General features: G+C 57.8%; 14 protein-coding genes. All 14 read right to left on the minus strand.

Annotated features, from left to right (window positions below):
- Positions 1–2 precede the first annotated feature (2 nt).
- The gene (gmk, locus tag ACQUSW_RS01600) at positions 3–920 is read right to left on the minus strand and encodes a guanylate kinase (protein WP_428930536.1); all 918 of its coding nucleotides are present in this window, start codon (positions 918–920) and stop codon (positions 3–5) included.
- The gene (gene pyrF / locus ACQUSW_RS01605) at positions 913–1,764 is read right to left on the minus strand and encodes an orotidine-5'-phosphate decarboxylase (RefSeq protein ID WP_428930537.1); all 852 of its coding nucleotides are present in this window, start codon (positions 1,762–1,764) and stop codon (positions 913–915) included. Before pyrF ends, gmk begins: the two co-directional genes overlap by 8 nt.
- Complete coding sequence (gene carB, locus ACQUSW_RS01610; RefSeq protein WP_428930538.1) at positions 1,761–5,048, minus strand: carbamoyl-phosphate synthase large subunit; 3,288 nt, start codon at positions 5,046–5,048, stop codon at positions 1,761–1,763. The genes pyrF and carB overlap by 4 nt, the downstream gene beginning before the upstream one ends.
- Positions 5,048–6,214: a glutamine-hydrolyzing carbamoyl-phosphate synthase small subunit gene (gene carA / locus ACQUSW_RS01615; RefSeq protein ID WP_428930539.1), complete on the minus strand. Its 1,167-nt coding sequence runs from the start codon at positions 6,212–6,214 to the stop codon at positions 5,048–5,050. The genes carB and carA overlap by 1 nt, the downstream gene beginning before the upstream one ends.
- Positions 6,211–6,717: a PH-like domain-containing protein gene (locus ACQUSW_RS01620; RefSeq protein ID WP_428930540.1), complete on the minus strand. Its 507-nt coding sequence runs from the start codon at positions 6,715–6,717 to the stop codon at positions 6,211–6,213. Before ACQUSW_RS01620 ends, carA begins: the two co-directional genes overlap by 4 nt.
- A complete protein-coding gene (locus ACQUSW_RS01625; RefSeq protein WP_428930541.1) occupies positions 6,714–8,015 on the minus strand; it encodes a dihydroorotase in 1,302 nt (433 codons plus the stop codon). Before ACQUSW_RS01625 ends, ACQUSW_RS01620 begins: the two co-directional genes overlap by 4 nt.
- A complete protein-coding gene (locus ACQUSW_RS01630) occupies positions 8,012–8,980 on the minus strand; it encodes an aspartate carbamoyltransferase catalytic subunit (RefSeq protein ID WP_428930542.1) in 969 nt (322 codons plus the stop codon). Before ACQUSW_RS01630 ends, ACQUSW_RS01625 begins: the two co-directional genes overlap by 4 nt.
- The gene (gene pyrR, locus ACQUSW_RS01635; protein WP_428930543.1) at positions 8,977–9,507 is read right to left on the minus strand and encodes a bifunctional pyr operon transcriptional regulator/uracil phosphoribosyltransferase PyrR; all 531 of its coding nucleotides are present in this window, start codon (positions 9,505–9,507) and stop codon (positions 8,977–8,979) included. The genes ACQUSW_RS01630 and pyrR overlap by 4 nt, the downstream gene beginning before the upstream one ends.
- A 63-nt stretch (positions 9,508–9,570) precedes the next feature.
- Positions 9,571–11,139 carry a Rieske 2Fe-2S domain-containing protein gene (locus ACQUSW_RS01640; protein WP_428930544.1) on the minus strand — a complete coding sequence of 523 codons (1,569 nt, stop codon included), beginning with the start codon at positions 11,137–11,139 and terminating at the stop codon, positions 9,571–9,573.
- Between the two features lie 77 nt (positions 11,140–11,216).
- On the minus strand, positions 11,217–11,627 hold the full coding sequence (nusB, locus tag ACQUSW_RS01645) for a transcription antitermination factor NusB (RefSeq protein WP_428930545.1): 411 nt from the start codon (positions 11,625–11,627) through the stop codon (positions 11,217–11,219).
- A gap of 2 nt (positions 11,628–11,629) precedes the next feature.
- Positions 11,630–12,193, minus strand: coding sequence for an elongation factor P (efp, locus tag ACQUSW_RS01650; protein ID WP_428930546.1), 564 nt, complete (start codon positions 12,191–12,193; stop codon positions 11,630–11,632).
- Positions 12,194–12,249: 56 nt separating this feature from the next.
- Positions 12,250–12,684 carry a type II 3-dehydroquinate dehydratase gene (locus ACQUSW_RS01655; RefSeq protein WP_428930547.1) on the minus strand — a complete coding sequence of 145 codons (435 nt, stop codon included), beginning with the start codon at positions 12,682–12,684 and terminating at the stop codon, positions 12,250–12,252.
- Positions 12,681–13,775, minus strand: a complete 1,095-nt coding sequence (aroB, locus tag ACQUSW_RS01660; protein ID WP_428930548.1) for a 3-dehydroquinate synthase — start codon at positions 13,773–13,775, stop codon at positions 12,681–12,683. Before aroB ends, ACQUSW_RS01655 begins: the two co-directional genes overlap by 4 nt.
- Complete coding sequence (locus ACQUSW_RS01665) at positions 13,772–14,245, minus strand: shikimate kinase (RefSeq protein WP_428930549.1); 474 nt, start codon at positions 14,243–14,245, stop codon at positions 13,772–13,774. Before ACQUSW_RS01665 ends, aroB begins: the two co-directional genes overlap by 4 nt.
- Positions 14,246–14,249 lie beyond the last annotated feature (4 nt).

Consider the following 14,249-nt stretch of genomic DNA (forward strand, 5'->3'; position numbering starts at 1 on the left):
AACTAGATCGTCGGCTGCGCAGAGTCTGTGCTCAAGTCTACGACGTCTTGCGCCGCAGCGGCGACGTCAGCATTCACGATGCGGTAGTCGAACTCGGCTTGTGAGGCGAGTTCGACTTTCGCTGTACGAAGTCTACGCGCCCGTTCTTCGGCGTCTTCTGTGCCTCGGCCGACCAGCCGCTGCACCAGCTCATCCCATGAGGGAGGAAGCAGGAAGATGAGCGTTGCCGAGGGCTCAGCTCTTCGCACCTGCCGTGCTCCCTGAAGATCGATCTCCAACAGCACAGTTTTGCCCGCTGCCAATGCTTCTTCAATGGGTCGGCGAGGCGTGCCATAACGATGCCGATTATGTACGGTCGCGTACTCCAAGAGTTCGTTATCGGCGATAAGACGATCAAACTCGGCATCGCTCACGAAGTAGTAGTGCACCCCGTCTGTTTCACCGGGGCGAGGCGCCCGAGTAGTGGCCGAAACCGAGAGAACGATATCCGGATGCTCCTGACGAATCTTCTCCGCCACGGTCCCTTTGCCGACCGCGGTCGGCCCTGCTAAGACAAGCAGACGGCTGCGGTTATCACGCGGCGCGGCGGGCGGAAAACGTTCGTCTAACCACTCCAGCAAGTCATGGCGCTGGCGTCGACCAAGACCACCGAGCCTTTTGACATCCGAGATGCTGAGCTGCTGCAGAATACGGTCGCGTTTACCTGCCCCAATGGCCGGAAGCGCCGTAAGAAAGTCGGTAATCCGAAGCGATCCTGGCACTGAGCGGGGTTCAGCGAAAGCCTGCTGAGCAATCTGCTGCGGTGTTACGACGCGCGTTGCCAAATCACGCTTCACCGCTGCTCGCGCGCGACGCATCTGAACAGCGCGCCGAGCGGCTGCCTCACGATCAACCTCGGGAACCGTACGCTTTTCACCCATGACGAACCTCCCGGTACCGCGCTGCCGCTGACTCAATCGTGCCTGCAATGAGGGATGGTCCAGAACGCAAAATACTGCGGCTCTCGTTCGCAATCACCTGATCGGATACATCGGCAAACACTCGATGTATATCTTCGGGCCCCGCACCTTGCGCACCAAAACCTGGCGCAAGAATCGGTAACCCTGTGAGTCCCTCCGGTGTCAAACCATAGGGGGCCGGGTCAACGGTCGCGCCAATCACCAGACCGACGCTCCCCCAACCGCTGTCGCTGGCGAGGTTATCCTCGCGCGCACGCGCCGCCTCTCGCACCACCTGAGTGGCCACGGTGAGTTGCTCGCTACCCTGTGATGTTTGTAATCCGACCGCCTCAGGATTACTCGTTGCCGCAAGAACAAACAAACCTTTGCCCGCGGCATATGCGGTATCTACGGTTTCTTGCAGCGATGCCGGCCCCAAATACGGGCTTACGGTGAGGGCATCGACCTCGAGGGGAGAACCAGCGCTCAACCATGCATCGCAGTACCCGCGCATCGTACTGCCAATATCGCCACGCTTAGCATCGGCAATGACAAGAAGCCCGGCCTGGCGGGCAGCGGTCAACGTCTTTTCGAGTGCCGCGAAGCCCGCCGCGCCGAAGCGCTCAAAAAAAGCAACCTGCGGTTTTACAACACCGACGCGGCCGTGCGCTGCTTCAACGACACGCAGAGAAAACTCTTCTACTCCTCGAGCATCGTGCGACAGCCCCCACGCAGCCAGTAGTTCTTGGTGCGGATCAATGCCGACGCACAGCGGCCCCCACGTGTTGAGGGCCGCGTGCAGCCGGTCGCCAAACGGTACCGTCACACCGCAACCTTTCGGTCACGGTCATACTCCTGCAGGCTGCGCACCTCAAAGCCTGCCTCTGCCGCGTCCATCCCGCTCACCGCAGCACCCAGCAGAGCCGTTGTGGTAAACAGCGCTTTATCTGCCGCTACCGCTGCCGCGCGAATCTCATATCCATCCGCGCGAGCAGCACCACCCGAGGGCGTGTTCACGACGATATCGATCTCTCCGTCGTTGATGAGATCAACGATGTTGCGTTCACCGGTCTGCTTGGTAGCACTGAACTTTTGCACCACGCTCACTGGAATACCGTTACGGGTAAGAATTTCCGCCGTACCCTCGGTCGCCACAATCGTGAAACCCAGTTGATTCAGCCGGTGCGCGGGCAAAATAATGTCGCGTTTATCGGCATCGGCAACAGAGATAAAGACAGTGCCGGATGTCGGCATCCCGCCGTAAGCCGCAGCTTGGCTCTTCGCGAATGCGGTCGGAAAGTCACGGTCGATGCCCATCACTTCACCGGTCGATCGCATCTCCGGCCCCAGCACCGAGTCGACAGTCTGCCCATCGCGCGTGCGGAAACGCTTAAACGGTAGAACTGCTTCTTTTACCGCAACCGGGGCTGTCAAAGGAATATGAGTGCCATCGGCATCCGGCAACAGGCCCTCTTCTTGCAACTGACTGATGGTCGCGCCGGCCATCACGCGGCTCGCTGCCTTTGCCAGCGGAATACCCAAAGCCTTGGAGACAAAAGGTACGGTGCGGCTGGCGCGCGGGTTCGCTTCAATCACGTACAGAACGCCGGCGCTGACGGCAAACTGCACATTAAGCAGGCCACGCACACCAACGCCATCGGCGATAGCACGGGTAGCCTCACGGACTCGCTCAACTTCGTTTCGACCGAGCGAGATGGGTGGCAGCGTGCAACTGGAGTCTCCCGAGTGAATACCGGCTTCTTCCAGGTGCTCCATAATGCCGCCGATGAACAGATCTTCACCGTCGTACAACGCATCAACGTCGATCTCAATGGCGTCGTCTAAGAAACGATCGACAAGGAGCGGCTGCCCAGGCCCAATGATCGCCTGATCGGCGATTCGCACAAAATAGTCGCGCAGGCTGTCGGCGTCATAGACGATCTCCATACCGCGACCGCCCAGCACAAAGCTCGGGCGAACCAGCACCGGGTAACCAATATCATCCGCGACAGCTACGGCACCATCAACGTCAATTGCGGTGCCATGACGGGGCGCCACCAGATCGGCCGCATCGAGAATTCCGCTAAACAGACTGCGTTCTTCGGCCAAGTCAATAGCATCCGGGCTCGTGCCCAAGACACGGTACCCGGCAGCCTCGATGCCTTTTGCAAGCCCCAGCGGAGTCTGCCCACCAAGCTGGCAAATAACGCCGAGAATTTCGCCATTAGCAGCTTCAGCATCAAGTACCTCGAGCACATCTTCGAGCGTGAGCGGTTCGAAATACAGTCGATCAGACGTGTCGTAGTCGGTCGAAACCGTTTCGGGGTTGCAGTTGATCATGACTGTTTCATAACCAGCATCACCGAGCGCAAAAGACGCATGCACGCATGAGTAGTCGAACTCGACACCCTGCCCGATCCTGTTAGGTCCAGAACCAATGATTACGACCTTGGTGCGATCCGAGGGAAGAACCTCGCTCTCGCTGTCGTAGCTCGAGTAGTAATAGGGCGTCAACGCGGGGAACTCACCCGCACAGGTGTCGACCGTCTTAAACACAGGACGCACACCCGACTGTCGACGGATGTCACGCACTTCGGTCTCACTGATGTTTCGCAGTTGCGCCAGCTGTGCATCCGAAAAACCATGGTCTTTAGCAAGTTTCAGCACAGACGCATCAAGCTCAGCTGCAGCACGCACGTGCTCCGCAACCTCGTTGATAAGAACAACCTGATCGAGGAACCACGGATCAATAGCAGTCGACTCAAACGCCTGCTCGATCGTTGCACCCTTGCGCAGAGCCTGCTGCAACTGAACAATTCGTTCATCGGTTGGCGTCTTAATAAGTTCGAGCAATTCTTCTACACTGCGAGACTCTTCACCCCAATGAAAGCTTGAGCCGCGCTTTTCTAGTGAACGCAGTGCCTTTTGCAGCGCCGTCGTAAAGTTACGGCCAATCGCCATCGCTTCACCCACGGACTTCATGGTTGTCGTCAGTGTGGTGTCGGCAGCGGGGAACTTCTCAAAAGCAAAGCGCGGAACCTTGACAACCACGTAGTCGAGAGTCGGCTCAAAACTGGCGGGAGTCACCTGCGTGATGTCGTTCGGAATCTCATCAAGCCGGTACCCCAGCGCCAACTTCGCGGCGAGCTTCGCGATCGGGAAGCCGGTCGCCTTCGAAGCGAGCGCCGACGAGCGCGAAACACGGGGGTTCATCTCGATAACAATGATGCGGCCCGTCGCAGGGTCAACGGCAAACTGAATGTTGCAACCGCCTGTGTCGACTCCGACGCGCCGAATAATATCGATACCGATATCGCGCATGCGCTGATACTCGCGGTCGGTGAGGGTGAGTGCCGGAGCAACCGTGATGGCGTCACCGGTGTGCACACCGACCGGGTCAAAGTTCTCGATAGAACACACCACGACCGTGTTGTCTGCATTATCGCGCATGAGCTCCAGCTCATACTCTTTCCATCCGAGGATTGATTCTTCAAGAAGCACCTCGTGCGTGGGCGAGTCGTGAAGGCCCGCACCGGCGATCCGACGCAGGTCATCTTCGTCATAGGCAAAACCTGAGCCCAGACCACCCATCGTGAAGGAAGGGCGAACGACAAGTGGATACCCGAGCTCAGCAGCCCCGGCAAGAACTTCGTCCATTGAGTTGCAGATGCGGCTGTCAGCCACCTCTGCACCGGCCTCAATGACGAGCTCCTTAAAGATTTGGCGATCTTCGCCGCGCTGAATCGCCTCGACCCGAGCACCAATAAGTTCAACGCCATACTTTTCGAGAATGCCCCGCTCGTGCAGAGTCATTGCGGCGTTCAACGCTGTCTGCCCACCGAGCGTGGGAAGAATGGCATCCGGCTTCTCTTTGACAATGATTGATTCGATCACTTCAGGCGTGATCGGCTCGACGTACGTGGCGTCTGCGAAGTCGGGGTCGGTCATAATTGTGGCCGGGTTGGAGTTGACGAGAATGACCCGTACTCCCTCTTCACGCAGCACACGGCATGCCTGCGTACCCGAGTAATCGAACTCGCATGCCTGACCGATCACAATCGGGCCAGACCCGATAACAAGTACCGACTGAATATCGTCGCGCTTTGGCATTAGAAGGCTCCGTTCTGGCTCTGTTCCTGAGCCTGGCGCAGTGTCGCGACGACAAGATCGCGGAAACGGTCAAAGAGTGTATTGGCGTCGTGCGGCCCGCTAGCCGCCTCGGGATGGAACTGCACAGAAAATGCGGGCCTATCCAGGGCTCGCAGTCCCTCAACCACCTGGTCGTTGAGCCCGATATGGCTTACCTCAACGCGCCCATACCCGTGTGGGCTATCAAAGGGGCCATCGAGAGGTGCACTCACAGCGAAACCGTGATTGTGCGCGGTAATTTCCACCCGGTCGCTCTGTTTATCAAGAACCGGCTGGTTAATGCCGCGGTGACCAAACGGCAACTTATATGTCTCCAGACCAAGTGCCCGTGCAAACAGCTGGTTACCGAAGCAGACTCCAAAAAACGGCAGACCGAGGTCGAGCACCGCACGCAGAAGCTCGACATGCCTATCGGATGCGGCAGGGTCGCCTGGTCCATTCGAATAGAAGACGGCGATGGGTTGAATCGCCAGCACGTCATCGATCGTCACGGTTTCTGGCAGCAGGTGCACATCGAAGCCTCGCGCCGTCAAGTTATCGATCGTGGACTGCTTGATCCCCAGGTCAATAACGGCGAGATTGCCCAGCTTGCGCTGCGTTGTAGGAATAAGCGACGCGGAAGGAATCGACACGCGAGCGGAGAGATTCTGACCGGCCATTCGCGGCGACTCGATGACGGTTTGTAGCTGTTCGTCATGTGAGCGTGCGGCGTCGTCACCCGAGAAAATTCCACCGCGTAGCGCGCCAGCATCGCGGATTCGGCGCGTCACTGCACGAGTATCGATGCCGCTGATTCCGATAATGCCGTGGGCTTCGAGAGCGTCGTCCAAAGAGCCCGTTGCGCGCCAGTTAGAAACTCTACGAGAAGGGTCACGCACGATGTAACCGGCCACCCAGATGCGAGAAGACTCATTGTCTTCGTCGTTGACCCCTGTGACGCCGATGTGCGGTGCCGTCTGCAGCACAATTTGACCGGCGTAGGACGGATCGGTCAGCGTCTCTTGGTAGCCCGACATACCCGTGGCAAAAACAACTTCGCCGACGGTCGTGCCGTGCGCACCATAAGCGTGCCCTTCGAATCGTGAGCCGTCTTCTAGAACGAGCACGGCCGGTGTTGAATGGATCATGTGTGTGCTCCCACCTCGGGTGCAGCGCAATTGCGCTGAATATCTTCAATAAACTCTGCCGGATCACGAGAAACAATCCGGAAATAGCTGTCCGCCACTGTGTCGTCGGCAACAGACCAGGCGATACAAACGAGACCGCCGCGTTCCACTACTCGATCGATGGTGACGCTCGCGCGCTCTATCCCAACAAAACGAGCGGAATCAATAAAAACTGTTGGTGTACCGTCCAGGCTCACTGCAATACCGCGATCCGTGACGGCGATTTCTCCCCGTGCCCGGAACGCCAGCGGCCGAACCAGCAGTCGCTCTAAGGGCTGCGCACGACGTGTCGTGGCAACGTATAAGACTTCATATCGGCTGAGCGTTTCAGCGTGCTCCGGAACACCCAACGGTGCGCGAAGAGCCGAGTCACGTCGTCGCCGACGCATCCAGCCCCAAGCCATAAGGCCGAGTAGTCCGACAACGAGCAGAACCACTAGTGCGATGATCGCCTCGTGAGTCATGCACCGACCTTCTCTACAACTTCTCCATCCACAACAGTGGGTACGCCGCGGTGAATGGTCCAGACCACGCGGCCGGGTAGTTCTTGACCGAGGTAGGGCGAGTTTTTGCTACGTCCGCGCAAATCGGCTTCTGTAAATACGCCGCGCACAGACGGGTCGTACAGTGCCAGTTCTGCGGGTTGTCCTGCGGCGATCGGAGTGCCGTGCGTCGTCAGGCTTCCGATTTTCGCTGGCGCATAGCTCATAACGCGAGCGATGTCTTCCCACGACAGTTGCCCGGTGTCGACCATGGTGGTGTGGACAACGCGCAGTGCGCTCTCGAGCCCCACCATTCCATTGGCTGCAGCCTGCCACTCGCATGCTTTCGCTTCGGCGGGGTGCGGAGCATGGTCGGTCGCGACAATGTCAATCGTGCCATCGGCAAGGCCGTCGCGTACCGCCTGTACATCTTCTGCCGTGCGCAGCGGCGGGTTGACCTTGTAGCGCGCATCGTAACCGCGGGCCATTTCGTCGGTGAGCAGCAGGTGGTGAGGAGTAACCTCGGCCGTGACATTGATGCCACGCTTCTTTGCCCACCGAATAATATCGACCGATCCTGCCGTTGACAGATGACAAATGTGCAAGCGTGATCCCACATGCTCGGCCAGTAGAACATCTCGCGCGATGATTGATTCTTCCGCAACAGCGGGCCATCCGGTGAGCCCCAGCTCTGCCGAGACGGCGCCCTCGTTCAGCTGTGCACCCTCGGTCAGTCGTGGATCTTGTGCGTGCTGCGCAATAACACCGTCAAAACGCTTCACATATTCCAGAGCGCGTCGCATAATCAACGGATCCCATACACAAAATCCGTCGTCGCTAAACACCCGCACCTGAGCACGCGAGTCGGCCATCGCGCCCAGCTCTGCCAGACGTTCGCCCTTCTGACCGACAGTGACCGCACCAATGGGCTGCACTCGCACAAAACCCGCCGTGTCACCTAAAGCTAGCTCTTGCTCAACCACTCCCGCGGTATCGGCAACAGGAGACGTATTGGGCATGGCAAAAACTGCCGTAAACCCTCCCGCTGCGGCCGCACGCGTGCCGGTTTCGACGGTTTCGGATGCTTCGTATCCCGGCTCGCGCAAATGCGTGTGGAGGTCAACTAAGCCAGGCAGCGCAAGCAGTCCATCGGCGTCAATGTGGCGCGCTCCCGCACGACTGAGCCCCGCGCCAACCTCTACGATGCGGTCACCGTCAATAACGATGTCGACGATGTCTCCGGTCACTAACCGTGCCCCGGTAATAACGGTTGAGCTCAACGGTCTACTCCTTTCACAGCCTGGTCGCGGTCGCCCGCAAGCAGGAGATACATAACAGCCATACGCACGGAGATTCCGTTGGCAACCTGTTCTCGTACGGTTGACTGCGCAGAATCAGCAGCCTCCGCACTAATTTCCAGACCGCGGTTCATGGGGCCGGGGTGCATAACTATGCTATCGGCCGGCAGGCGAGCCAACCGTGTCGAGTCGAGCCCCCATTGACGCGTGTATTCGCGTTCACTGGGGAAGAACGCCGCCTGCATTCTCTCGAGTTGAATGCGCAGCATCATGATGGCATCCGGTTTGTTATCGATTGCGTCATCAAGGTTGTATTGCACATCCACCGGCCACCGATTCACGTTCTGAGGAACAAGAGTCGGCGGCGTGACCAGTGTCACCTGGGCCCCCAGCGTAGTGAGTAGCCAAACGTTGGAGCGTGCGACACGTGAGTGCAAAACATCGCCGACGATAGTTACCGAGAGCCCCTCAAGATCGCGTCCGCGACTGTCTTCGCCCCAGTGACGCTTCCGAATGGTGAATGCGTCGAGAAGGGCCTGAGTCGGATGCTCGTGAGTACCGTCTCCCGCGTTGATCACTCCGGCGCTAATCCAGCCGCTGCTGGCCAGTGTACGAGGCGCTCCGGAGGCTGAGTGGCGAATGACCACCGCATCGGCTCCCATAGCCTCGAGTGTTTGCGCCGTGTCTTGCAGGCTCTCACCCTTTGAGACCGAGGATCCTTTGGCTGCGAAGTTGATGACGTCGGCAGATAACCGCTTGGCAGCTGCTTCAAAAGAGATTCGCGTACGTGTGGAGTCTTCAAAAAAGAGGTTGACGACGGTGCGTCCGCGAAGAGTGGGTAGCTTTTTAATCTCACGCGACTGCGTGTCTGCCATGTCTTCGGCAACATCGAGAATGCGCAACGCTGTTTCGCGCGACAGCGTCTGTGTATCGAGCAGGTGTCTCATGATTCGATCGTCACCGCATCAATACCGTCGGTTTCGTGAAGCCGCACATTCACACGTTCTTGCCGTGACGAGGGAATATTTTTTCCGACAAAGTCGGGCCGAATCGGTAGTTCGCGATGCCCCCGGTCAACAAGTGTTGCTAGCCGCACAACTGCCGGCCGACCAATCGACTGCAGCGCATCGAGCGCTGCCCGGATGCTCCGACCCGAGAACAGCACGTCGTCAACGAGTACGACCGTCTTGCCGTCAATACCGCCTGCGGGGATCTCGGTCGGTTGTGGTGAGCGCGTGGGTTGTCGTGAGAGATCGTCACGAAAGAGGGTGACGTCCAACGAACCGCAAGGCACGGTCGTCTCGGCGATTCGCGCAATGATTGCTGCCAGGCGACGAGCTAGATTAACGCCTCGAGTAGGCACACCGAGAAGAACAAGGCCATCAACACCCCGGTTAGATTCCAGGATTTCGTGGGCAATACGGGTCAAAGCCCGTGAGATATCGGCTTCCTGCAAGACTGTGCGGGCAGTCATCCGATCCTCCCTTCTCCGCCTCACAGGACGGTGTTAAAGGTGGTCGTAGCTATCTTACAGCGATCAGGCCGGTCGCATGGCGTCTTGCGTCGCCTCACACTGTTCTGCACGAATAGCGTGACCGCTCGTGGTCAGGCATCGACCTGTTTTGAGATCCCATTTCCAGTCGTGCATACTGCACGTGAGAATTCCGTTTTCATCAACCTTGCCGGTTTTCGAAAGATCAGCGCGCAGGTGCGGGCAACGGCGTTGCACGACCCAGTCGCCAATCTGGGTTTCTTCGGTCTGGTCGGTCTGCTCGGAGTACCAGTTCTCGACGTACTCAATGCGGTCAGTCGACAGGCATTTGAAGAACGTGTAAATAAACTCGTTGAACTTGCCTTTGCGTCCGGCGGTGAACTGCATCGACAGGAAGATCGAGTTTGACCAGTCGATCTCATGATCGCGGATATTTGTCGATACGAGGTCGGCCGGAATCGTGTACCAGAACTCGCAGTCCTCGCCGTCGTACGCGCGCACTTTTGCTCGTGGAAAATCAACCACGAGGTCGAGGTCACCGATCGTCATGCGTACGGGGCCACCAACGCCGTTGCGGATGGTGCGCGATTTACGTAGCAGCGGCTCCCACCAGGCCTTGAGCGCTGCCAACATTTCATCGGGCGGCAAGACCGCGGCGCGCGATGCTTCCTCTTCCCGCAGTTCTTCTTGGCGGGTCGCGCGCTGACGCTCCAGATAGGTCCACTTGTCATGGAACATTTCTTCTATCTCTGCATCGCTATAGAGCGTCTGAGATACCGTCATCTCACCGGAGTCAATCTCGACGACCGTGCCGGGAATAAAGATGTGCCCACTGTACTGCGGTGCTTCTTCTTTCAAACGATCGAGAAACTCTGCCTGATCGGTAAAGATACCGTCACCGTTTTTACCGAGGCCGTTGAAGTCAAACAGCTCATCGCGCAAAAACATCGGCGGCCCGGCCATAGGAAATACGTGCGGAGCATCGACCTTTTCGATGTAAAACATTGCTCGCTTATGCTGGGCTTCGCGTTTTAGCTGCGCGAAACTCTGCTTTGACTCCAGCGGCAGGTCGTAGACCATGGGCCACCAGATTGCTCCGGAGAACTGTGTGAAGTATGCCTCAGGTTTACCAAATGACAACAGCTTCTCGAGGTCGAGCGGGTGGGAGTCGTTTTGGTTGAGGATCGATGCCGTTCCGTCGTCAATGCTCAGAGAACTGTCACCAATGGGGCCATCACTAGGGGCCCGCAGCGGAGTGATCATCAAGCGCAGTTCGCCCCGCTCGATAACCTTCCCCGCTTCGGTATAGGTGATGTTGTTGTAACCGAGCTTGCGAAGATCCTGTTCCAAATCATCGGTGGGATATTCAGGGAGAAGAACCTCGATGTCTTTCGACACGTAAGTCTGGAGAAACCACGGGTCGAAGTGATCGCGGTGGCGGTGAGAAATATACAGAAAATCGGCCTGAGCGAACCGCTCCCAATCCAGGCTTCTGTTGTCTGGAAAAACGAACCATGACCCGTAAAACGAAGGTTTTACTACGGGGTCGCAGAGAATGTTTCCACCCTTGGTTTCAATGAACATCCCGGCGTGGCCGAGGCCAGTGATCCGCATAAGTATTTCCTCCCGTATGGAACAGGCACAATTCTAATGGGCTGCCCTGAATGAAGGCGTGGCAGAGTCGCCGTCGGTTATCGCGCACGCGCAACGCGCGCCAAAACACCGTGAACGAAGGCGCCAGATTCGTCTGTTGAGTACTCTTTGGCCAGTTCAACCGCCTCATCGATGGCGACTGCTACCGGCACCTGCTCGTTAAATAACAGTTCCCATCCGGCAACCCGCAATATCGCACGGTCAACGGCGGGCATACGCTCCAGACGCCAGTCTCGGCTGTGGGTCGTAATGTGCTCGTCGATCTCATCACCGTGGTCGATGATTCCATCAACAATCTCTCGGGCGTACAGCCACGAGGCTTCGCGTTCTGGTTCGTGGATTGCCCGCGCTGCTTCAGCCGCTAAAACAACAGACAGCTCTTCTCCGCGAATATCTGCAGAGAAGAGCATGTCGAGTGCGCGTTTACGCGCTTTCGTCCGTGCGCTCAAGGTCAGTCGTTCACACGGCCGAGGTAGTCGCCCGAACGGGTGTCAACCTTGATCTTTGTTCCGGTCTCGAGAAACAACGGAACCTGCAGTTCGTAGCCGGTTTCGACCGTGGCTGGTTTTGTGCCCGCTGACGAGCGATCACCCTGCAGGCCAGGCTCCGTATATGTGACCTCGAGAACCACCGACGCGGGCAGATCAAGGTACAGCGGCTGGCCGTTGTTCATAGCGATGGTTACCTGCTGGTTTTCCAGCATGAAGTTCTTCGCGTCGCCCACTGTCTCTGCAGGCACCGTGATCTGGTCATAGTCTTCGGTATCCATGAACACGAAGCCGTCGCCGTCGGTGTAAAGATATGTGTAGTCTCGGCGATCAACGTTTTCGATCTCGATCTTGGCACCGGCGTTGTACGTGCGGTCAACGGTTTTACCGGTGACAACGTTCTTTAGCTTGGTGCGGACGAATGCCCCGCCCTTACCGGGTTTGACGTGCTGAAACTCCACGACGTTCCAAAGCTGTCCGTCAATGCGAAGGACTACGCCATTTCTGATGTCTGCCGTGGTTGCCATACGATCCAAATTCCGTTTCGTTAGGTTCTCGTGGCCGGTTGGCCCAAGGTGTGATTCTACGCGATCAATGCGATAAGCCTACGCACTGCCGTGGCGTACCCGGCTATTCCTTCACCGGAGACCCGCACGCGGGCCACGTCGGCCAGGTATGAAAAGCGCCGAAACTCTTCTCGGGCTGAAACATCAGAGATGTGCACTTCAGCAAAAGGTAGCCCGACGCCCGTCAGAGCATCGCGCAAGACGACTGATGTGTGTGTGAGTCCACCAGGATTAATGACGATGCCTTGGCACTCGTACCGACTGGCATGAATGGCATCGATAAGAACGCCCTCATGATTACTGTGCACGGCCTGCATTTGCCATCCCTGTTCGGCGGCGGCTGCAACGCTCAATTCTTCGACATCAGACAGAGTGCTCGTGCCGTAGATCTCCGGCTCTCGCGTGCCGAGAAGGTTGAGGTTTGGGCCGTTGACGAGCAGCAATTTTTTCACGCGTCAGCCACCTCTTGGTAGGCCGCGAACAGCAGCGACTCATCGGGGGCGCGCAGTACGGTCGGTTTCCCAATTTCATCAAGCACAATAAACCGAAGCATGCCACCGCGAGCCTTTTTATCGCGCTGCATTGTCGCCAGTAGCTGCTGCCAGGCTCCTGCTCGATACGTAGTCGGAAGCCCGAGTGTTTCCAATATTGTGCGGTGACGATTGGCGCTGTCGTCTGAGAGCCGACCGGCAAAGCGAGAAAGTTCAGCGGCGTAGGTCATGCCCACAGCGATTGCTGCACCGTGGCGCCAGCGATACCGCTCCGCGTGTTCGATGGCGTGCCCGAGAGTGTGACCGTAATTGAGAATCTCGCGCTGTCCCGCCTCGCGGAAGTCTTCGGAAACAACCTCCGCTTTCATGTGGATAGCTAGTTCGACCGTGCGGCGGAAGGCATCCGTTGACGGATCAACAGCAGCGCGGGGGTCTGCCTCAATAATGTCCAGAATTTCTGGTGCCCAGATAAAACCAGCCTTCACGACTTCGGCATAGCCGGCCGTTGCTTCATTGGCGGTGAGTGATCCCAGTTCATCAAGATCACCAATGACCGCGCGGGGCGACCAAAAAGCCCCGACCAGGTTTTTACCCTCGTTGGTATTGACTCCGGTCTTCCCCCCGACAGCTGCGTCAACAAGACCCAGCACTGTGGTGGGCACGTGTACGACCTGTACGCCCCGTAACCAGGTTGCAGCAACGAATCCGGCAAGGTCGGTCACGGCTCCCCCGCCATAGCCAATGACCGCATCGGTTCTCGTAAAGTCGGCCTGGCCCATAATCTGCCAGCAGAATGCAGCAACTTCGATGCGTTTGCCCTGTTCAGCATCCGGCACCTCGGCAAGAAGTACTTCGCGCTGTCCGTGTGAATGATCCGAGAGTAATCGTTCCCGCAGTTCTGCGGCCCGATCAGCCAGCGTCGGTGGGTGCACAACGAGAACCTTGCGCACGTCGGGGTCTAGCGCCGTCGAAACGTGGTCAAGAATATTTCGCCCGATCGTGATGTCGTACGGCGCTGTGCCACGCACAGAGAGTAGCGTCTGCTGGCTCATTGTTTCCCTTTCATCCACTCCACCACCTGTTCGGCGATTTTTGTCATCGGTTTGCGTGATGTATCGATGACAGTGTTCGCCACCTCGCGGTAGAACAACTCACGGCTCCGAAAAATCTGCGACCACGATTCAAGAGGGTTCGCTCCAGCGAGCAGCGGCCGACTGCCTCCCCCGATCCGCCGACTGACGGCTGTCTCATCTACCGTTAAAAACACCACGGGCAACGGCTTGAGCAGCAGGCGCGTTTCGCTGTGGATAACAGCGCCACCGCCCAGAGAAACGACTGCTTTTTGCCGGATGCTGTCGCGTACAGCGTCGTGTTCCCATGCTCGAAACTGTTCTTCGCCGTGGTGCGAAAAAATGTCGGCAATGGGGCCGTGCTTCTGCACAATAACGTTGTCAGTGTCGATAAAGGGCATCGTGAGGAGTTTGGCAATCTTCTTGCCGATGCTGGTTTTCCCAGCACCCATTGGC

The sequence above is a fragment of the Microbacterium luticellae genome, assembly GCF_050408645.1.
Taxonomy (GTDB): Bacteria; Actinomycetota; Actinomycetes; order Actinomycetales; family Microbacteriaceae; genus Microbacterium.